This window comes from Ruegeria sp. G10 (assembly GCF_056533645.1).
This window is the reverse complement of the sequence record NZ_JBQFOQ010000004.1, coordinates 283,284-302,885: the sequence shown is the minus strand read 5'-3', so window position 1 is coordinate 302,885 and position 19,602 is coordinate 283,284. Positions and strand designations below refer to the sequence as shown.

General features: G+C 59.4%; 22 protein-coding genes. 5 read left to right on the top strand and 17 right to left on the bottom strand.

Going from position 1 to position 19,602, the window contains the following annotated elements; all coding sequences use genetic code 11:
- The 4 genes from ACR0KM_RS10100 to ACR0KM_RS10085 all read right to left on the bottom strand — a co-directional run bounded on the left by ACR0KM_RS10100 (position 1) and on the right by ACR0KM_RS10085 (position 3,354).
- Positions 1-1,023 (bottom strand): Hint domain-containing protein, encoded by a 1,023-nt coding sequence (locus ACR0KM_RS10100; RefSeq protein WP_480861438.1) that lies wholly within the window; start codon positions 1,021-1,023, stop codon positions 1-3.
- 203 nt (positions 1,024-1,226) lie between these two features.
- Positions 1,227-1,925 carry a 50S ribosomal protein L1 gene (rplA, locus tag ACR0KM_RS10095; RefSeq protein ID WP_480825456.1) on the bottom strand — a complete coding sequence of 233 codons (699 nt, stop codon included), beginning with the start codon at positions 1,923-1,925 and terminating at the stop codon, positions 1,227-1,229.
- Position 1,926: 1 nt separating this feature from the next.
- Positions 1,927-2,376, bottom strand: a complete 450-nt coding sequence (gene rplK, locus ACR0KM_RS10090) for a 50S ribosomal protein L11 (RefSeq protein WP_113791694.1) — start codon at positions 2,374-2,376, stop codon at positions 1,927-1,929.
- A gap of 261 nt (positions 2,377-2,637) precedes the next feature.
- Positions 2,638-3,354, bottom strand: a complete 717-nt coding sequence (locus tag ACR0KM_RS10085) for a glutathione S-transferase family protein (RefSeq protein ID WP_480861437.1) — start codon at positions 3,352-3,354, stop codon at positions 2,638-2,640.
- A 113-nt stretch (positions 3,355-3,467) separates the two neighbouring features.
- Here ACR0KM_RS10085 and ACR0KM_RS10080 point away from each other — a divergent pair, with 113 nt between their 5' ends.
- Positions 3,468-3,857 carry a winged helix-turn-helix transcriptional regulator gene (locus ACR0KM_RS10080; protein WP_480861436.1) on the top strand — a complete coding sequence of 130 codons (390 nt, stop codon included), beginning with the start codon at positions 3,468-3,470 and terminating at the stop codon, positions 3,855-3,857.
- A gap of 23 nt (positions 3,858-3,880) precedes the next feature.
- On the opposite strand, the gene nusG is transcribed toward ACR0KM_RS10080, so the two are convergent.
- The 7 genes from nusG to ACR0KM_RS10045 form a co-directional block, all read right to left on the bottom strand.
- A complete protein-coding gene (gene nusG / locus ACR0KM_RS10075) occupies positions 3,881-4,414 on the bottom strand; it encodes a transcription termination/antitermination protein NusG (RefSeq protein WP_010440977.1) in 534 nt (177 codons plus the stop codon).
- A gap of 192 nt (positions 4,415-4,606) precedes the next feature.
- The gene (gene secE, locus ACR0KM_RS10070; RefSeq protein ID WP_480825460.1) at positions 4,607-4,804 is read right to left on the bottom strand and encodes a preprotein translocase subunit SecE; all 198 of its coding nucleotides are present in this window, start codon (positions 4,802-4,804) and stop codon (positions 4,607-4,609) included.
- Between the two features lie 66 nt (positions 4,805-4,870).
- Positions 4,871-5,029: a cbb3-type cytochrome oxidase assembly protein CcoS gene (ccoS, locus tag ACR0KM_RS10065; RefSeq protein ID WP_424831576.1), complete on the bottom strand. Its 159-nt coding sequence runs from the start codon at positions 5,027-5,029 to the stop codon at positions 4,871-4,873.
- Between the two features lie 4 nt (positions 5,030-5,033).
- A complete protein-coding gene (locus ACR0KM_RS10060) occupies positions 5,034-7,211 on the bottom strand; it encodes a heavy metal translocating P-type ATPase (protein WP_480861435.1) in 2,178 nt (725 codons plus the stop codon).
- Between the two features lie 3 nt (positions 7,212-7,214).
- Positions 7,215-7,673 carry a FixH family protein gene (locus ACR0KM_RS10055; protein ID WP_480825465.1) on the bottom strand — a complete coding sequence of 153 codons (459 nt, stop codon included), beginning with the start codon at positions 7,671-7,673 and terminating at the stop codon, positions 7,215-7,217.
- Between the two features lie 2 nt (positions 7,674-7,675).
- The gene (ccoG, locus tag ACR0KM_RS10050) at positions 7,676-9,103 is read right to left on the bottom strand and encodes a cytochrome c oxidase accessory protein CcoG (protein WP_480825467.1); all 1,428 of its coding nucleotides are present in this window, start codon (positions 9,101-9,103) and stop codon (positions 7,676-7,678) included.
- A gap of 111 nt (positions 9,104-9,214) precedes the next feature.
- A complete protein-coding gene (locus tag ACR0KM_RS10045) occupies positions 9,215-10,093 on the bottom strand; it encodes a LysR family transcriptional regulator (protein WP_480861434.1) in 879 nt (292 codons plus the stop codon).
- A 100-nt stretch (positions 10,094-10,193) separates the two neighbouring features.
- Between ACR0KM_RS10045 and ACR0KM_RS10040 the strand changes: the two genes are divergently transcribed.
- Complete coding sequence (locus ACR0KM_RS10040) at positions 10,194-10,352, top strand: hypothetical protein (protein WP_480861433.1); 159 nt, start codon at positions 10,194-10,196, stop codon at positions 10,350-10,352.
- A 149-nt stretch (positions 10,353-10,501) separates the two neighbouring features.
- Here ACR0KM_RS10040 and ccoP read toward each other — a convergent pair whose 3' ends face one another.
- Genes ccoP through ccoN form a run of 4 tightly spaced genes read right to left on the bottom strand, consistent with a single transcriptional unit; the run spans position 10,502 to position 13,908 of the window.
- Positions 10,502-11,365, bottom strand: coding sequence for a cytochrome-c oxidase, cbb3-type subunit III (gene ccoP / locus ACR0KM_RS10035; protein ID WP_480825473.1), 864 nt, complete (start codon positions 11,363-11,365; stop codon positions 10,502-10,504).
- The gene (locus ACR0KM_RS10030) at positions 11,362-11,547 is read right to left on the bottom strand and encodes a cbb3-type cytochrome c oxidase subunit 3 (RefSeq protein ID WP_480825475.1); all 186 of its coding nucleotides are present in this window, start codon (positions 11,545-11,547) and stop codon (positions 11,362-11,364) included. The genes ccoP and ACR0KM_RS10030 overlap by 4 nt, the downstream gene beginning before the upstream one ends.
- Positions 11,548-11,557: 10 nt before the next feature.
- A complete protein-coding gene (gene ccoO, locus ACR0KM_RS10025) occupies positions 11,558-12,286 on the bottom strand; it encodes a cytochrome-c oxidase, cbb3-type subunit II (protein ID WP_480825477.1) in 729 nt (242 codons plus the stop codon).
- A 14-nt stretch (positions 12,287-12,300) separates the two neighbouring features.
- Positions 12,301-13,908, bottom strand: coding sequence for a cytochrome-c oxidase, cbb3-type subunit I (ccoN, locus tag ACR0KM_RS10020; protein WP_480825479.1), 1,608 nt, complete (start codon positions 13,906-13,908; stop codon positions 12,301-12,303).
- Positions 13,909-14,103: 195 nt separating this feature from the next.
- On the opposite strand from ccoN, the gene ACR0KM_RS10015 reads away from it, so the two are divergent.
- Positions 14,104-14,943, top strand: coding sequence for a universal stress protein (locus ACR0KM_RS10015; protein WP_480825481.1), 840 nt, complete (start codon positions 14,104-14,106; stop codon positions 14,941-14,943).
- Between the two features lie 61 nt (positions 14,944-15,004).
- On the opposite strand, the gene ACR0KM_RS10010 is transcribed toward ACR0KM_RS10015, so the two are convergent.
- Positions 15,005-15,259: a GlsB/YeaQ/YmgE family stress response membrane protein gene (locus ACR0KM_RS10010; protein ID WP_480825482.1), complete on the bottom strand. Its 255-nt coding sequence runs from the start codon at positions 15,257-15,259 to the stop codon at positions 15,005-15,007.
- Positions 15,260-15,305: 46 nt separating this feature from the next.
- Positions 15,306-16,049, bottom strand: coding sequence for a transcriptional regulator FnrL (fnrL, locus tag ACR0KM_RS10005; protein WP_480825484.1), 744 nt, complete (start codon positions 16,047-16,049; stop codon positions 15,306-15,308).
- A gap of 61 nt (positions 16,050-16,110) precedes the next feature.
- On the opposite strand from fnrL, the gene hemN reads away from it, so the two are divergent.
- Complete coding sequence (hemN, locus tag ACR0KM_RS10000) at positions 16,111-17,466, top strand: oxygen-independent coproporphyrinogen III oxidase (protein WP_480861432.1); 1,356 nt, start codon at positions 16,111-16,113, stop codon at positions 17,464-17,466.
- Between the two features lie 203 nt (positions 17,467-17,669).
- Positions 17,670-19,595 (top strand): elongation factor G, encoded by a 1,926-nt coding sequence (locus tag ACR0KM_RS09995; RefSeq protein WP_480861431.1) that lies wholly within the window; start codon positions 17,670-17,672, stop codon positions 19,593-19,595.
- The last annotated feature ends 7 nt before the right edge of the window (positions 19,596-19,602 follow it).

Here is a 19,602-nt window from a genome sequence, read left to right as displayed (position 1 = left end):
TCAGATATAGCCGCACAAGACCGACGCATCGCGCGCACCCAACGTCGGCGCGACGGTAGGGCCGAACCCGGCCCCGGCACTGTCCAGTTCAGGGAACAGCGCCATAATCTCGGCGCGTTGCCGCATGTTCAGCGCACCCACCGAATTGCTTGCCAGAAAGAAGCTTTCGGTCAGCGCGCCGTTCGAGCGTACCAGATGATGGCGGTCGAACATGAAATGAGTATAGCAGACACTGTCCACCTCACGGATTTCCACCCCCGGCAACCCACACAGATGCTTGGCCGCCACCAACACTTCGGCCGTGCCAAACAGCATCTCTGCGGCAGAAGCCTCGACCAGAACCCGGTGCTGCTGCGACAGCACAAGCTGCGTGCTGTTGCCGATCACATCGGGGGCAATGAAAACAGGTGCAAAAGCACCGGCCCCTCGAACCTCGGTATGACCTGCCCAAAGCACTGGTTGCAGGCCCCCATCCCGGGTCCAGACCCTTTGGCCCGCGCGGATATCTTCGACCGGCAGATCGCCCGCGGCGGTCTTGATCAGAGTCCCCGCGGCAAAACATGGAATATAATCGGTATAAGCCGAAGCGCCGGCATTCGACCCACTGACCTTGATATACTGCGTGCCGTCAACCAAAGGCTCGGATGTGCCATAACCCCAGACATCGGAAAACACGCCGCCCTGCGAAAACACGTAGATCGTGATCTCGGGGCCAGTCGGATTGCCGTCAGCATCCAGCGCCCGCACAACTATAAGGGATTCAGATTCAACCCCCTGACCATCGGCAACAAGACCGCCCCCGTCCGTAATGGTGTGACTGCCCGGCAGGTCATCGTTGAAGACGTCCACATCAAATGTGTCGTCCAACGTGATGGTGGTTCCGCTTCCCGCAGAATACTCGAAGATCGTGCCATCCGGAGTATCGGAGTTATTGACAATCGGACCGCCGACAATCGCCCCATTGTCGCTTGAGATAACCTCAAGACTTTCGCTGTCCTGAGCAAAGAAACTTCGTAAAACCATAGTGACCCGTATACTGCGAACAAACAAACAAGCGCCATCCGAGCATCACCCCTGGTCACTCCCCTTCCGGTATCGACGAAATCACAAAAACGATCAATCCCACTTGGCGATCACTTTTTTGCCCGCTGCCACAGCGGCTGCCAAAAAAGAAACCCGGGCAGCCTGCGCTGCCCGGGTCTGAACTGCTACAAAGTCAGCGGGCTTTATTCGCCCGCTGCCTCTGCCACATCGACAGTCACGCCCGGGCCCATAGTCGAGCTCAGCGCGATTTTCTTCATGTAGGTACCTTTGGCGCCAGACGGCTTGGCCTTGGCAACGGCCGAGACAAAAGCACGGACGTTTTCGACCAGCTTGGCTTCGTCAAAAGACGCTTTGCCAACACCGGCATGCACAACGCCACCTTTTTCCGCCTTGAACTGAACTTCACCACCCTTGGCTGCTTCCACGGCTGCTTTCACATCCATGGTCACGGTGCCGACCTTGGGGTTCGGCATCAGATTGCGGGGGCCCAGAACTTTACCCAGACGGCCAACGATGGGCATCATGTCCGGGGTGGCGATGCAGCGATCGAATTCGATGGTGCCGCCCTGAATGGTTTCCATCAGGTCTTCTGCGCCAACGATATCCGCGCCGGCTTCTTTGGCTTCGTCGGCCTTGGGGCCGCGTGCAAAAACAGCAACGCGCATCGCTTTGCCGGTGCCGTTGGGCAGGCCGACTACGCCACGAACCATCTGGTCTGCGTGACGGGTGTCGACGCCCAGGTTCATCGCGATTTCAATGGTCTCGTCGAATTTCGAGGTCGCGTTGCCTTTTACCAGGGCAACCGCTTCTTCAACCGACAGGTTTTCCTTGCCGGCGACAGCTTCGCGCGCAGCGCGGGTACGTTTACCGAGTTTTGCCATCTTACTTCACCTCGATGCCCATAGAGCGGGCCGAGCCCAGGATGATCTGCATTGCGCCTTCGACGTCGTTGGCATTCAGATCTTTCATTTTGGCTTCGGCGATTTCACGAACCTGCTTGGTGGTCACGGTGGCCACGGTCTCACGACCGGGGTTTTCCGCGCCACGAGGACGGTTCCGCTTACCAACCGGCTTCAGACCAGCGGCTTTTTTCAGGTAATAAGACGCGGGCGGCGTCTTGATGTCCATGGTGAAGGACTTGTCCTGATAGTAGGTGATCACGGTCGGGCAAGGCGCGCCTTGCTCCATGTCTGCGGTCTTGGCGTTGAACGCCTTGCAGAATTCCATGATATTGATGCCGCGCTGACCCAGCGCCGGACCAACGGGCGGCGACGGGTTCGCCTGACCTGCAGGAACCTGCAGTTTCATTGTACCAGCAAGCTTCTTAGCCATTTGGTTTTCCTTTCAACGTAGGCAGGACGCGTCCCACCCGGTTTATGTTGCGTGGTCCGATCCGGGATCGCGATCCCTGCAATCTCCCACGAGAGAATCTCGCCCGAAGACGATAGAGGCGGCGTTTACAGGGGAACGGCGGGGTTGGCAAGTGGTCGACGCGCTTTCACCGGCGACCACTATGGATGCAGTCTTTTCAGGCGATGCAAAACTGGCAAATGCCCAAAGCCGCGCACGATCCGACCAAGGGATGCCTTATTTCTACTTCTTTACATCGCTCGCAAATCGCGCGGCGTTCTCTTTCGAAAACGCACTGGCATCTGCGTTTTCGTCCCAGAACTGCGGGTTGCTTTTCGGGATGGTCAGGGCTCTTTGAACCGCCGGGCGCGCATCAATGCGATCGAACCAAGCCTGCAGATGCGGAAGGCCTTCAACGCTTGCCCGTGCCCACACATAGGCACGCGCCCAGGGATATGTCATCATATCTGCGATCGTATACTCATCCGCGGCAAGCCATTGGCGGCCGTCCAATCGTGTGTTGAGAACTTCAAGCAGCCGTCGCGACTCATCAACATAGCGCTTGATCGAAAACGGCTCTGTATGACCGTTCGGCGCTGCGATGTGTTGAAAGTACATGGCCTGCCCCATCATTGGTCCAACGTGACCAACCTGAAAAAACATCCATTGCATCACGTCCAAGCGCTTTTCCGGATCATCAGGAAGAAATTTCCCATATTTCTCGGCCAAATGCCAAAGGATCGCACCGCTCTCGAAAATTGCGCGGTCCTGGTCGCGGTCAACAATTGTCGGGATTTTCCCGTTTGGGTTCAACGATAGGTATTCAGGCGTTTTCTGTTCCTGTTTTGAAAAGTCGATGGCGGTCAGATCGTAGGGAATACCAGCCTCTTCCAGAAAAATGACTGGTTTGTATCCGTTCATGGTAGCTGCGGTGTAGAGGTGAACTGCGGGTTGCGACATCTAGGTTCTCCAATAGAGATCGTTAGTCCAGTGGACCCAACAAATGCTGCGCACTAAATATCAAAAATCAACCAGTATACTTTTTGTAACCTGGTTGAGGGAAAGGGGCACCCATGGACGCGCATATTCACGAAGATCGACATGGCCGTAAAACGGTAAAAGACGCATGCCATGCACCCTGCGCAATCGAACAGGGTATGCGCATCATCGGAGGTAAATGGACAGGATCAATCCTTTGGCATCTCAAGGATGGCCCGGTGCGCTTTAACAACCTGTCCAGAATGATCAGTGGCGCCAGCAAGAAAATGATCACAGAGCGGCTGCGACAGCTTGAGCAACAAGGCTTGGTTCGCCGCAACGTGCTGGATACGAGCCCCCTGTCTGTGGACTACGAGATGACCGACTTCGGACGTACGGCGCTTGGTTTTCTCGATGAACTCCGCAAGTGGAGCGAAAGCCTGCCCGCTGAAAGGACCAACGCAGAAAACCGATCTCAGGTCTAACTGTGCATGCACGTAGCGGGTGATCAGCTCTGCTTGGTAACCTGCGTAAAGTCCAGCTCGACCGGTGTTTCGCGACCAAAGATCGAAACCGAGACCTTCAGCTTCTGCGCTTCGTCGTCCACGCCTTCGACCATGCCGTCGAAATCCTCGAACGGGCCGTCGTTGACCTTGACCTTCTCGCCGACTTCGAAAGTGATCATCAGCTTGGGTGCTTCTTCACCTTCCTGAACGCGGTTCAGGATCTGGTTCACCTCGGCGTCACGCATCGGCATCGGGCGCCCTTGCGGGCCCAGAAAACCGGTGACACGGTTGATCGAGTTCACAAGGTGATAGCCCTGATCCGACATCTCCATGTGCACCAGCACATAACCGGGCATGAACCGACGTTCGGTGGTGACCTTCTTGCCCCGGCGCACTTCGATCACCTCTTCGGTGGGCACCAGAACTTCGTCGATATCGTCCTCAAGGCCCTGCTCAGCCACCGACGTGCGGATCTGCTCTGCGATCTTCTTTTCGAAATTCGAAAGAACGCTGACCGAGTACCACCGTTTCGCCATGAACCTGTCGTCCTTGTTTGCCTTTGGGCCGCGAACCCTCGCGCCCCTCGTTGAAATCCAATTGCGTCACCCGGAATAAAAAGCGGCGCGCAGCCCGATTCGCCGCACGCCCATTCCGAATAGTTACGTCACCTACTCTGACATGACAGGCTGTGCAAGGGGGCAGTGGCGTTTCCGCAGCCCCAAGCCGCCTTAGCCGAACGCGCCCAGAATCAGTTGCAAGCCGCCTCGAATGCCCAGATCGACCAGAGCAAAGAACACAGCCGTCAGCGCCGCCATGATAAACACCATGACCGTGGTCAACAGAACCTCACGCCGGGTCGGCCAGACGACCTTTGCAACTTCGGCGCGGACCTGCTGAATGAACTGGATCGGGTTTGTCATGGCCATGAGGCGTATCTCTCTGCTAGCGGTTGCGCCGGACATAACCGGGCATTGCGGCAATTTCAAGGGCGGTCAGGGCTTGGGCTTGTCGTCCCATTCATCGCTCAGGATGCGGCGCGAGTCGCCTTCGGGGTCGTCATACTGGTTTGATCGGACCGTGTAGATGAATGCCACCAATCCCACACCGCCCAAAAGCAGTGAAATCGGAATGAGATAGGCCAGAACTTCCATCAGCTTACCTCAATCGCAAAGCGTTCAGGGACACGGTGATCGACGAGGTCGACATGGCCAGCGCGGCGATCAGCGGGGTCGCGAGACCCGCCACGGCCAAAGGTACGGCGATCACGTTATAGATGGTGGCGATGCGGAAGTTCTCGCGAATCCGCTTGGTGGCTTTGATAGCCGTATCGCAGGCATCCGCGATCGGAGACAGGTCGTTGCCCAGCAACACGATATCCGACGCCACACGTGCCGCATCCAGCGCCGAAGCCGGAGAGATCGACACATGCGCCGCCGCCAGCGCCGCCGTGTCATTCAGCCCGTCGCCCACCATCAGCACACGATGACCCTGGTCGGTCAGCGCCTGCACTTTGGTAGCTTTGTCTTGGGGCAAAGCCTGAGCGATCCAGTTTTTGATGCCCAGCTTGCCCGCCAAGGCGCGAACCGCGCCTTCAGTGTCACCCGAGATCAGGATGACCTCTTTGCCAGCGTTGCGGAACGCGGCGACGGCCTCGGCCGCACCAGCCCGCAGGCTGTCGGTAAAGGCGAAGCGCAAGGGCTTTTGCGAACCGATGGCCAGCCAGGCACAGGTCTGCGCACCATCCTCGCCACCAGCCCAGGCCGCACGACCCAGCCGGACACGCTGATCACGATAGAGGCCCTCAGTGCCATAGCCCGGTACTTCGGTCACATCGCGCAAGGTGGCAGGCTTGATCCCAGCCGCGCGCGCGGCTTTCGCAAGCGCTACCGACAAGGGATGCGACGAGGCCTCGGCCAGCGCCAAAGCAACCTCAAGATCAGCACGGGAATGGTCGCCCAGATTGGTCAGCTCGGGCGTCCCGGATGTCAGCGTGCCGGTTTTGTCGAAGACGACGGTATCGACCTCGGCCAGACGCTCCAACGCGGTGGCGTGTTTGATCAGCATACCGCTGCGGAACAACCGCCCCGAGGCTGCGGTGGTGACAGCGGGCACCGCGAGGCCCAGCGCGCAGGGGCAGGTGATGATCAGCACCGCCGCCGCAATGTTCAGCGCGGTGCGGATGTCGCCGGAATAGATGTACCAGCCCAGAAAACTGAGCGCCGAGAGAATATGAACCCCCGGTGCGTACAGCTTGGCCGCCTTGTCGGCCAGCGAGGTATAGCGGGACCGACCCGATTCAGCGATGGCCACCAGATCGGCCATCCGGTGTAGCGAGGTATCTTCGCCAACCGCGGTCGCGCGGATGGTCAGGGGGCCGGTCAGGTTGACCTCACCCGCGCTGACGCTCAACCCTTCTTGCGCGAAGACAGGCAGGGTCTCGCCCGTCAGCAAGGATCGGTCGAGTTCGGATTGTCCGGAAACGATCTCCCCGTCCACTGGCATCCGGCCACCGGGGCGGACGAGGATCAGGTCACCGACGGTCAGAGACGACACCGCGATCTCTTCTTCCACGCCGTCGACAAGACGGGTGGCGCGAGGCACCTCCAACGCGGTCAGCTCTTCGGCTGCGGATCGGGCCACCGCGCGGGTGCGATAGTCCAGATACCGCCCGGCCAGCAGGAAGAAGGTCAGCGTCAGGGCGGCGTCGAAATAGGCGTGCTTGCCGCTGAGGGCGGTTTCCCACAGCGATGTAACCAGCGCCAGCAGGATCGCCAACACAATCGGCACATCCATGTTCAGACGGCGTACGCGCAAGGCGCTCCAGGCATTGGCAAAGAAGGGCTGCGCCGAGAAGGCAATCGCGGGCAGTGCGATCGCCGCCGAAATCCAGTGGAACATATCGCGCGTTGCGTCCGTCGCCCCGGACCAGACAGAAACCGACAGCAACATCACGTTCATCGACGCGAACCCGGCCACGGCCAACCGCATCAGCAGATCGCGACCCGCCTTATCCGATTGCGTCGCCGAAAGCGCGCCGGGATCAAGCTCATGCGCCTCGTAGCCTGCCTGTTCCAGCACCGGAATCAGATCGACGGCGCGGATATCCGGATCGGCTTTGACCATTGCACGCTTGAGGGTCAGGTTGACCCGTGCATCCGCAACACCGGGATGAGCGTTCAGTTCCCGCTCGACTGCGGCGATACAGGCCGAGCAGTGGATGCCCGGTAGCGACAGCGCGATCTGCGCGTCTTTGGGCGCGGCGCGGGCCGGTTCAGCCGGGGCTGCGAGGCAACCCGGACATGCGGCGGTGCCGGTGGGGGCCTGCGCCGTCATGGCTTAGCCTTTCACATACAGCGGCACGCGCTGCGCAAACTCGGCCCCGTCCTTGGCCTTGGCGACCAGACGGATATTCCAGTTTCCCTTGCCCAAAGCCGCGGGGGCAGCATAGGCCAGACCGTCAAAGGTGAAATCCGGCGAGAAATCGTCTTTGACATGGGTCGCCCGCCCAACAACCGCCTGCAGTTCAGCCACCTCGACGGGGGTGCCGGTCTGATCGGTGATGTGCAGGACCAGCAGGCCGCCCGTGACCTCGGCCTTGATATCCCAGCCCAGTGCCTGGTGTTCCTGCAGGCGTTCGTTGAACTCCTGACTGGCCACATAAGAGTTCTTGACCTCAAGCCCCGGAAAGGTCTTCACCGCGCTGTAGGCCAGCACAAGGTTCACCGTGATGATCACGCCAAAGGCGGCGACAAACACCGCAAGCGCATGTTTTCCAGTAAATTTACGCTCTGCCATTTTCAGTTTCCTCGTCCGTTGAACGTGGTGTCTTTGTAGGCCCGCTCACCGCTTTCAAGGTCTTCCACCCAGATGCGGACCGAGGTGCTGTCTGCCGCCGCTGGACCGGTGCCCTGCGCTGCGGTGATATAGACGCGAGTCAATTGTGCCGTATCCGCGGTGACATTGACAGTATCACCTTCGATGCCTTCGATCTCGACCTGCAGCGCTGGATCACCCGCCAGCGTCAGCTTGAAGGGCCGCTCTTCACCATGTTTGTTGCGTAGGCGCACGTCATAGGTGTTGCGGATGGTCCCGTCCGAGAGGGTCACGAAAGTCGGGTTCCGGACCGGAGCCACCGTCAGATCGATATCCGAACGGATGAACAACGCGAACAGCAGCGCAAAGCCCACCAGCGACCACAGTGAGGTATACATGATGGTGCGCGGGCGCAGGATGTGTTTCCAGATGTTCTTGGGCGGATGGCCCTCGCGTTCACGGGTCTCATCGCTCAGCGCCATATAGTCGATCAGGCCACGCGGCTTGCCGATCTTGGCCATCATGTCGTCGCAGGCATCAATGCAAAGCGCGCAGGTGATGCACTCCAACTGCTGACCGTCGCGGATATCGATCCCAACAGGGCAGACATTCACGCAGGCCATGCAATCGATGCAATCGCCAAGCTCACTGTCGGCAGTCCGCTTGCCCTTGCCGCGCGGCTCGCCCCGCCATTCGCGGTAGCCAACGACAAGGGTGTCCTCGTCCATCATCGCCGCCTGAATCCGAGGCCACGGGCAAGCGTAGATGCAGATCTGTTCGCGGGCGAAGCCACCAAAGAAGAAAGTGGTCGCCGTCAGGATCAACATGGTGGTGTAAGCCACCGGATGCGCGTTGCCGGTCACCAGATCGCGCGCCAGTGTTGGCGCATCGGCGAAATAGAACACCCAGGCCCCGCCGGTGGCCAGACCGATCAGAAACCAGACCACCCATTTCGTCAGTCGCAGGCGTATCTTGCGCGCGTCCAGTTTCTTCTGGTGATGCAGACGCAGGCGCGCATTGCGATCACCCTCGATCCAACGCTCGACCAGAATATAAAGGTCCGTCCACACGGTCTGCGGGCAGGCATAGCCGCACCAGACGCGCCCCAATGCCGAGGTGAACAGGAACAGCCCCAACCCGGCCATGATCAGCAGACCGGCGACGAAATAGAATTCATGCGGCCAGATTTCGATCCAGAAGAAATAAAAGCGGCGGTTTGCCAGATCCAGCAACACCGCCTGATCCGGCAGGCTGGGGCCGCGGTCCCATCTGATCCACGGCGTGATGTAGTAGATACCCAATGTCACCGCCATGATGATCCACTTGAGGTTACGGAACGGACCGGACACCCTTCTTGGGAAAATCGGTTCTCTGGCGGCGTAGAGACTCGGGGTGGGGTTGGAATCGCTCACAGGCTGGCTCCGCAACTGGCTTTTCTGAGTGTGTGTTCTTCCAGATCACGGGGCGAGAGACTTTGACATGGGTCAAAACGCGCATCGTACAGACACCTTTTCGCAAAGTTGTTACTGTGTGCTTCGAGCCTGCCTCTTCAACCAGGCAATAAAGGTCTTCACCGAGGGCCTAAGTGCCGATTTTTGCGTCACAATATGATATCCGCGCAGATCGGGCTCGGCAAACAGCTCGACAATGCGACCCGACTTGATATCGGCCTCGACGAATTGTCGCACGGTGACCGTAACCCCCTGCCCCGAGCGCAACCCGTCCAGCAGCAGATTACCCGGCAACTGTGTGCGCCCGGCACCGCGTTCGGGGCCGACGCCGCGTTCGGTCAACCATGTCGTCGCTTCGGTCGTGCCGATCTCTTCCAGCCACGGCAGTAGCGCCAGGTCCGCTGGCGACCAATCGGTCTTGTCGCCCAGCAGCTTGGGCGACACGACAATGACCATCGGCGTCTGAAGCAGCATCTCGCAATCGACACCGGGCCAGCCCCCCGCACCATAGCGGATCGCCACGTCCACCCCGCCCGGGCGCAGTTCGACGACTTCGAAGGTGGGATCAAGGATCAAATTGACCTCGGGGTGCGTCGCGCGAAAGCTTGGCAGGCGTGGCATCAGCCACGACGCCGCAAAAGATGAGGTCAGCGAGACATGCACCGGACGGTCCTGCCCGGACCGTGCAAGATCACCCACCGCCGCCGCGATCGCGCCAAAGCCCAAATGCAGGGCGCGGGCCAGATGCTCTCCGTCAGCGGTAAGGGTCAGTGCCTTACCCGAACGGTCCAGCAGAGCGACACCCAGGTGCTTTTCCAGCGCCCGCAATTGCTGGCTGATGGCAGCATGACTGACATTCAGCGCCGCCCCGGCATCGACGACATTGCGCTTTTCCGCAAAGGCCGCAAAGGCCCGGAGGGATGCGAGCGGCGGGAGACCGAGCCAATCCATATGTAATTCCTACTTACACATTAGAATGGTTATTGAGTCGCATTTCACATCGCAAACGTCAATCTTTCAGGGAGAAACCTCATCACCTAGGAGAAGTTCCATGCTAATCGTTTTCGCCCGATCTTTCATGACCGCGACCCGGCTTGACAGCCCGCATATCCGTGACGCGCGCAAACCGCCCAAGCGCACTAAGCGCTGGTTGCCCGAACATCACTGGTGGAGAAAGCATCCGCGCGCAGTGGACCTGAACGACCTTTGAGGCAGCTGGGTCAGCTTTGCTGGACCGGTTGCGGCCTGGTCCTATACTTGGAAAAATCGGCACCGGCTGTTCTGGAAACGCGCGAACAGATGGAACAGCCGGTGCCGCAGCCTTCGGGCGGAAGACCGCCCGGAGGTATTCTTTGACGTTTACTGACCGCCACCCAGCTGGTGGACATAAGCGGTGACGGCGCGGATTTGCGCGTCGGTCAGGCGGTTTTCCCATGGGGGCATAACGCCGAAGCGGCTGTTGGTGACCGTCTCGGTCAACGCCTCTTCGCTGCCACCATACAGCCAGATCGCATCGGTCAGGTTTGGCGCGCCCTGGAAGACATCGCCCTTACCGTCTTCACCGTGGCAGGCCGCACAATTGTCTTCGAAGACAACCTTGCCCGCCTGCGCCGCTGCGTCGTCGGTCTGCGCGTTGGTCAGGGACATGACGTACTGGACCACCTGAGTAATCTCGTCCTGTTCGAGCAACTCGCCAAATGCCGGCATCTCGGAATAGCGCGCATCGTCGCTTTCCTCGTTCCGGATACCGTGTGCGATGGTGTATTCGATATCCTCGAGTGTACCACCCCACAGCCACGCATCATCCAGCAAGTTCGGGAAGCCCGATGCGCCCTGTGCGCCTGAACCATGACACTGCGCGCACCATGTCCGGAACACCGCGCCGCCTGCATTTACCGCGTATTGCTGCAGTTCAGCATCGGCCGAGATCTCTTCCAGCGGCGTTTCCACCAGCTTCGCATTCCACGGCGCATTCGCCTCTTCGAACGCGACCATGTCCTGCTGCACCAACTCGCGCGAGGACCAGCCCAGCACACCGGCGGTTGCCGACTGCACCAGCGGCCATGCGGGATACATGATCGTGTAGATCACGCCCCAGAAGATACAGGCATAGAAGGTCCACAGCCACCAACGCGGCATTGGGTTGTCGAATTCCTCGATACCGTCCCAGCTGTGACCGGTGGTATTCGGGTCACCCGGCTGTTTTTCAGGTGTCTTGCTCATGGCCGCGCCTCCTTGGATGTGGCGGGTTTGTCTTCATGACGGAACGGGATGTTGGCGGTGTCCTTGTATTCCTTGCTGGCGCCCGGGCGGAAAACCCAGATCACGATGCCAAGGAAAAAGGTGAACAACAGCAGCAGCATCCAGCTATCCGCGAATTGTCTGAGGATCGTGTATTCTTCCATCTCACCCTCCTTAGCGGCTTGCATCGGGCGTAAAGGTCGAGAAATCGACCAAAGTGCCCAGCATCTGCAGATAAGCGATCAATGCGTCAGCTTCGGTCAGCTCGGGCTGACCATCGAAGTTGCGCACATTGACCTTGTCACCATAACGCTCCAGCAAACCATCAAAGTCGCTGTCGGGATCGGCCTGAGCGCGGAAGTCGGCCAGCGCGTTCTCCAGCATCTCTTCGGTATAAGGCGTACCGACCAAGGCGTTTGCCGCCATGATGTCGCCGATATACTCACCGTCCAGCTTGCGTTTCTCGAGGAAGCCATATTTCGGCATCACCGATTCCGGCACCACGGATTGCGCATCACGCAGGTGGTCCACATGCCACTGGTCGGAATACCGGCCACCAACGCGTGCCAGATCAGGCCCGGTCCGCTTGGAACCCCACTGGAACGGGTGGTCATACATAGACTCAGCCGCCAGCGAGTAGTGGCCATAGCGTTCGACCTCATCCCGCATCGGGCGGATCATCTGGCTGTGGCAGACATAGCAGCCTTCGCGCAGATAAATCTCACGACCCGCCATTTCGAGAGGGGTGTAAGGGCGCATGCCCTCCACCTTCTCGATGGTGTTCTCAAGATAGAACAGCGGCGTGATCTGAACGATGCCACCGATGGTTACGACCAGGAAGCTGAAGATCAGCAGGAGGGTCGCGTTGGTCTCGAGGATCTTGTGTTTTTCGAGAATTGCCATTGCTCCGGCCCTCCTTATTCAGCCGGGACCGCGACGGACAGGCTGGCCTCTTTGGCCGGCGCTTTCCGCACAGTCATCCACAGGTTGTAGCACATGATCACAGCACCGGCGAGGAACAGGACCCCACCCAGACCGCGCACCACGTACATCGGGAACTTGGCAGCCACGGTGTCAGCGAACGAGTTCACAAGGAAACCGTTTGCATCGACTTCGCGCCACATCAGTCCTTCCATGATACCGGTGACCCACATCGACGCGGCGTAGAGCACGATGCCGATGGTGGCGAGCCAGAAGTGCCAGCTGACCATCTGCAGCGAGTACAGACGCTCGCGCTTCCACAGGACAGGTACCAGGAAGTACAGCGCACCAAAGGTGATCATGCCGTTCCAGCCCAGCGCGCCCGAGTGCACGTGACCAATGGTCCAGTCGGTGTAGTGGCTGAGGCTGTTCACGGCGCGAATTGACATCATCGGACCCTCGAACGTGGACATGCCGTAGAAGCCGACCGAGATGACCATCATGCGGATGATGGGGTCGGTGCGCAGCTTGTCCCATGCGCCCGACAGGGTCATCAGACCGTTGATCATACCACCCCACGAGGGCATCCACAGCACGACCGAGAACACCATGCCCAGAGTCGAAGCCCAGTCAGGCAGCGCGGTATAGTGCAGGTGGTGCGGACCAGCCCAGATATACAGGAAGATCAGCGCCCAGAAGTGGATGATCGACAGCTTGTAGCTGAAGACCGGACGTTCGGCCTGTTTCGGGATGAAGTAGTACATCATGCCCAGGAAACCGGCGGTCAGGAAGAAGCCCACAGCGTTGTGGCCGTACCACCACTGGATCATGGCATCTTGCACGCCAGACCAGACGATGACCGATTTCGAACCCCAGATGCTGACCGGGATGGTCATGTTGTTGACCAGGTGCAGCATGGCGACGGTCACGATGAAGGCCAGATAGAACCAGTTTGCCACGTAGATGTGGGGTTCTTTCCGCTTGATGATCGTGCCCAGATAGACGGCCAGATAGGCCACCCAGACAACGGTCAGCCACAGGTCAACATACCATTCAGGCTCGGCATATTCTTTCGACTGGGTTCCGCCCAGCAGATAGCCGGTTGCGGCCAGAACGATGAACAGCTGATAGCCCCAGAACACAAACCATGCCAGATTGCCGCCCCAAAGGCGCGCGGCGCTGGTACGCTGTACGACATAGAACGACGTTGCGATCAGCGCGTTGCCGCCAAAGGCAAAGATCACCGCAGATGTGTGCAGCGGCCGCAGACGGCCAAAATTCATGTACCCTTGGGCCCATTCGAAGTTCAACACCGGAAACGCCAGCTGGAATGCGATGAAGGTTCCTGCAAGAAACCCGACCACACCCCAAAAGGCGGTCGCGATCACGCCATAGCGGATCACGCCATCCATGTATTCGCCAGAGCGGTCTACAAGAATATCTGGCTCGTCTGTGTTTCTAAGCGTCCAGATGAACAGACCGCCGGCGATCAACATCACCAGAATCGCATGCACCTGATACGCCAAATCTCGTGCGTAGTTGGACCCGATCGCGGCGAACACCACAACCAGTCCAAGCACGATCAGCTTGATGTAATTTGACATATTGCGTCCCTTTGCCGTGCCCCGCCCGTGTTTTTACACCGCGCGAAACCTTTTTGACTGCATGCTGTAATGCAGCGAGCCCGGTTTGGCCGCTTTGATCTGTGTCAAGACAAACCGTTGTTTTCTGTGACAGGTATCCTTCAAGAAACCGGTGTGCGCGCCGCACAAAGGCCGCGCCGAAATCACGAGGGCGACATGGCATATAAATCGCTATTGACGGTGATGACCGAAACCGGCCTGTCCAAGGCTGCGCTGGCGCAGATGGTGGAACTGGCCGAAGTTCAGGACGCCCACGCAGAAGCCCTGTGCTTGGGTGTGGATCGCAGCCAGACCGGGTACTACTATGCCGGTGCCAACGCGTTGATCCTGCAGGAGACGCTGAGCCGCGCAAATGCCGAGGCCGATGAGATTCTGGCCTTTGCCAAGGACTATCTGGGCAAGTCAGGCGTGCGTTGGTCTGCGGAGAACGGCGTGGCGCAGATCGCGGATATCGGGCGCCACGTTGCCCGGCGCGCGCGCTTCTCGGATCTGGTGGTATTGCCGCGCCCCTACGGCAAGGACCGGGCCGCCGAGGCGGAGCCGATAGTCGAAGCCGCGATGTTCGAAGGTCACGCACCCGTCCTGTTGGTGCCGGACAACGCCACCCCTGTCTCTCGGCCCGGCACGGTCATGATTGGCTGGAACGAAAGCGTCGAGGCAATGCGGGCCATCCGCTGCGCCCTGCCATTTCTGAAACAGGCCGAACTGACTCGGATCGTCGTCATCGACCCGCCGCGCCATGGACCCGATCGGTCCGATCCGGGCGGGCTGCTGTCGCAGATGCTGGCCCGGCACGGCGTGAAATGCGAGATCGACGTCTTGAGCAAAACCATGACCCGCGTCTCGGACATCCTGAACCGTCACGCAGCAGACACCGATACCGACATGATTGTTATGGGCGCTTACGGGCATTCCCGCTTTCGCGAGGCCATACTGGGCGGGGCGACCCGCAACATGCTTGAGCAGTCGGACATTCCCGTCTTCCTCGCTCATTAAGTCGGCATCACGACCCTTGTGCATGCAGCCCGCCCCCTTACACGGGGTGGATTATGCTGAGTCAGGCCTTTCGGATCAGCCCGATCACAAACAGCAAAATCACCGCGCCGACAGTTGCAAAGAAAATCGAGGAGAATAGGCCTCCGCCAACGGCGAAACCCAACGCCGGAAAGATCGTACCCGCCAAAAACGCGCCAACGATCCCGACAATCACGTTTCCAATCAGGCCGAAACCTCGGCCCTCCATGATCTTGCCGGACAACCAGCCGGCAATCGCCCCGATGAAGATCATAGCCAGGACGCTGCTGAATACCATGCGTTGCTCCTGCAATTCTTAGGGTTGGTACGGACGTCCTCAGGCGTCAGACCAGAAATCCACCATCCGAATCGTCGCCTGCTTCTTCCATCAGGCGTCCCATATCCGGTATGGTCACGTGGCGTTTGCCTTCCAGCGTGATCACCTGATCTTTTTTCAACGCCGACATCTGACGGCTTACGGTTTCAAGCGTCAGGCCCAGATAGTCTGACATCGCCTCACGGGTAAGCGGCAGGTCGAATACAATCGGCCCGGAACGTCCGGATTTATTGATCGACGCATCCCGGCGGGCGATGATGGACAGAAGGCTGGCAATTTTCTCGCGCGCGGTCTTCCGGCCCAAAACCAGCATCCACTCGCGCGCCGCGTCCAACTCGTCCAGCGTCATCTCCAGCAAACGCTGGGCGATATGTGGGGTCGTGACCATCAGCTCTTCAAATGGCTTCTTCCGAAAGCAGCACATCACAACATCGGTGGTCGCGATCACATCATAGGGCGCCGCATCACGCCCCGGTCGGCCGACAAAATCGCTGGGCAGCAACAGCCCGACCATTTGCGTCCTGCCATCCTCCATCGTCTGCGTCAGAGAGGCGATCCCAGACACAACAGAGCCCACAAAGCTCATGGGGTCACCAGACCAGATTATGGTCTGCCCAGCCTCGAAGCTTCGATAATATTTAATACCTTCAAGCTCATCGAGCTCATCTTTTTCGCAATGGGCGCAGACGGCACGGTGGCGAATCGGGCAGTCTTCACAATTCCCATGCTCATACATGGCTTTTACGTTCATTCGCGCGTCCACTTGATCTCTGTCAAAGTATGCAAGCAGTTCCCGTTATACCGGTAGCTGCATGACAATCAAAGCTCAATTGGCGCGGCTTGGACTTTTTGACGCGAAAGTACCGCGTTACACCAGCTATCCAACCGCCCCCCACTTCAGCAACGACGTGGGCCCCGACACGTTCGGCAACTGGATCTCCGGCATCGCGCCCGGCAGCTCCATTTCGCTTTATATCCACGTCCCGTTTTGCCGCAGGCTGTGCTGGTTTTGCGCCTGTCGCACGCAGGGCACGCAGACCGACAATCCGGTCATCGCCTATGTGGATGTCCTGAAGGCCGAGCTTGATCTGCTGGCAGCGCGCCTGCCTCAGGGTGTCACCCTCTCGCGCTTGCACTGGGGTGGTGGAACGCCAACCTTGTTGAATCCCGATCTGATGCGGGAACTGGCGGCCCGGGTTTTGGACGTGGTTCCACTGGGCCCGGATGCCGAGTTCTCGGTTGAAATCGATCCGAACGAGATTGACGAAGCACGGCTGGACGCGCTGGCCGAAGCGGGCATGAACAGGGCCTCGATCGGTGTTCAGGATTTCGACGACGACATCCAGAAAACGATCGGGCGCATTCAGGGCTATGACGTCACGCGCAACGCAGTGGACATGATCCGTGCGCGCGGCATCACCAGCCTGAACGCAGATATCCTTTATGGTCTGCCCCATCAAACCAAGGCCCGGATGACCGAGAGCGTGCAAAAGCTGCTGTCGCTGTCACCCGACCGCGTCGCCCTGTATGGTTATGCGCATGTTCCCTGGATGGCCAAGCGCCAGCAGATGATCCCATCGGATGCTCTGCCAACGCCCGAACAGCGCCTTGAATTGTTCGAAACTGCCCGCAGGCTGTTTTTGTGGGACAATTATGCCGAAATCGGCATCGACCACTTTGCCACCAAAGAAGATGGCCTGACGAAAGCGCTGAACGCCGGAACACTGAAGCGGAATTTTCAGGGTTATACCGATGATCAGGCGCAAGTTCTGATTGGCGTCGGCGCCAGCTCGATCTCGCGGTTCCCGCAGGGCTATGCCCAGAATGCCTCCGCCACGTCGGCACATACCAAGGCCATTCGCGACGGTCAGTTTTCGACAGCCCGCGGGCACCTGTTCAAGGGACAGGATGTTGTGCGTGCGCGCCTGATCGAAGCCTTGATGTGCGACTTCCAGATCGATACGGCAGAAATTCTGCGCGATCACGATATCTCGGCCAGCGAATTGCAGCAGATGTATCAATCGACAAATGCTGTATTCGAGAACCTTCTGCAGATCACGGACAAAGGTCTGTTCATCCCACCCGAAGCCCGTGCGTTGACCCGTATGATCGCACGAAGTTTCGATGCGTATGACCTGAGCAAGGCAGGACACAGTTCGGCGATTTGACCCCGATCAAATTGCCCGTTGCGTCCATGCTTGCATCAAGGGCTTGACGCCCGCCTTGGGTTTTCTCCAAACTCACGGGGCAGAGAGGCACCCCTCTCTTCCGCCCGAGGCAGGCCAAGTATCAGACAGACCCGTGCCGACGCTGAACCAGCCGGCAGCCCTTTTCGTGCAGGCAAGTTGCAACTGAAAAAGGGACAGCACCCATGCGCGTTTTCACCGTCCTCGGCCCCAGCCAATCGGGCAAAACCACCTTGGTCGAAGCGATCAGCCGCCTCGACGGACGGCCCACCACTTTCGATGTCGCCGGAACCGTGCACTTGCACGGTTTTTCTTATTTGGACGAGCCCTGGTGCGCGATCGACGTGGATGGGGGCGGCGATGCGCTGGCCTATGTCGGCCCTGCAATGGCGATCTCGGACGCTGCCGTTGTCGTGGTTCCGCCCGACCCGGACGCCGCCGTTCTATGTGCCCCTTATCTGCGGCTGGTCGAAGAGGCCGGTATCCCCTGTTTCCTGTTCATCAATCGCATGGACAGCCCCAATGGGCGCATCCGAGATATCGTTGCCGCCCTGCAGACCTATTGCACCCACCATATCGCCCTGCGACAGGTCCCGATCCGCGACGGCGACACTATTATCGGCGCGGTCGACCTGATCTCGGAACGGGCGTGGAAATATCAGGAAGGGCAATCCTCGGCCCTAATCGAATTGCCGCAATCGGTCGAGGACCGCGAACAGGAAGCCCGTACCGAGCTGCTGGAGACGCTATCGGATTTTGATGACCACCTTCTGGAGCAGCTGATTGAAGACAAGCAGCCCCCCAGCGATGAGGTCTACGAACTGGCTGCGCAGGTTCTGCAGAACCATCAGCTGATCCCGGCCTGTCTGGGCGCGGCCAGCCACGGCAACGGCCTGACCCGGCTGATGAAGGCGCTGCGGCATGAGGCGCCCGAGTTCAACATCGCCGCCGACCGGGACGAGGCGGAAGAAACCGCGCGCGCCATTGCCGGTTTCGCGGATGTGAAAAAGCATATCGGCAAGATCACCGTACTGCGGGGTCTGGGCGATGGCGTGAAAGCACATGAATCCCTTGGCGGTGAGACCGTCGGAAACCTGACCACGCTGGATGCCAAGACCCAGATCGGGACGCTTGAGGCCGGGCAGATTGGGTTGGCGGTGAAATCAGATCACCTGAACCCCGGTTTCATCTATGACAGTGGTGCGGCCACGCCGTTGCCGGAATGGGCCTCATCGCATCCGGCGGCGCATCGTCAGGTGGTATCGCCCGCGCATGAACGCGACGATGTGCGCCTGTCGAACGCGTTGACTCGGTTGGTCGAGATCGACCCCGGTCTGCATCTGGAACAGGACGATCTGAGCGGGCACTCCATTCTGGGCTCGCAAGGTCCGCAGCACATGCGGCGCGTCACAGCCAAGCTGGCCGAGGATTTCGGCATCGAAATCGAAGCCGAGGCCGCCGGAACCGCCTATCGCGAAACCATCCGCACCAAGGTTGAACACCGCCACCGCCACCGCAAGCAATCCGGCGGGGCGGGGCAGTTTGCCGACGTGGTCATCTCGATCGCGCCCCTGCCGCGCGGCTCCGGGTTCCAGTTCGAAGAGGTCGTCAAAGGCGGTGCGGTACCTCGGAACTATATCCCCTCGGTGGAACATGGGGCCAAGGACGCGTTGGTCGAAGGACCCGAGGGCTTCCCGGTGGTGGACGTAAAGGTGACGCTGAGCGACGGCAAACATCACAACGTGGACAGTTCCGATTTCGCCTTCCGCACGGCGGGTAAGAACGCCGTGCGCGAGGCGCTGCCCGAGGCGAAACCGGTGGTCCTGCAACCGATCCTGAATGCCGAGATTCACCTGCCCTCGACTTTCGTGGGCGATCTGGTGCCGACTATTAGCTCGCTGCAGGGTCAGGTTCTGGGCTTCGAGGGCAACCCGAACGCATCAGGCTGGGAAATCTTCAACGCCCAGTTGCCGGCGGTGGCCGAGGACGAATTGCACCGGACGCTGGCCAGCGCAACCCGTGGCACCGGTTGGGTCAAGCTGCAGTTCGATCACTACGAAGAGTTGCGCGGGCCGGTACCCGCATCCGCCAAAAGCAAGGAAATGGCCTAACAACCAA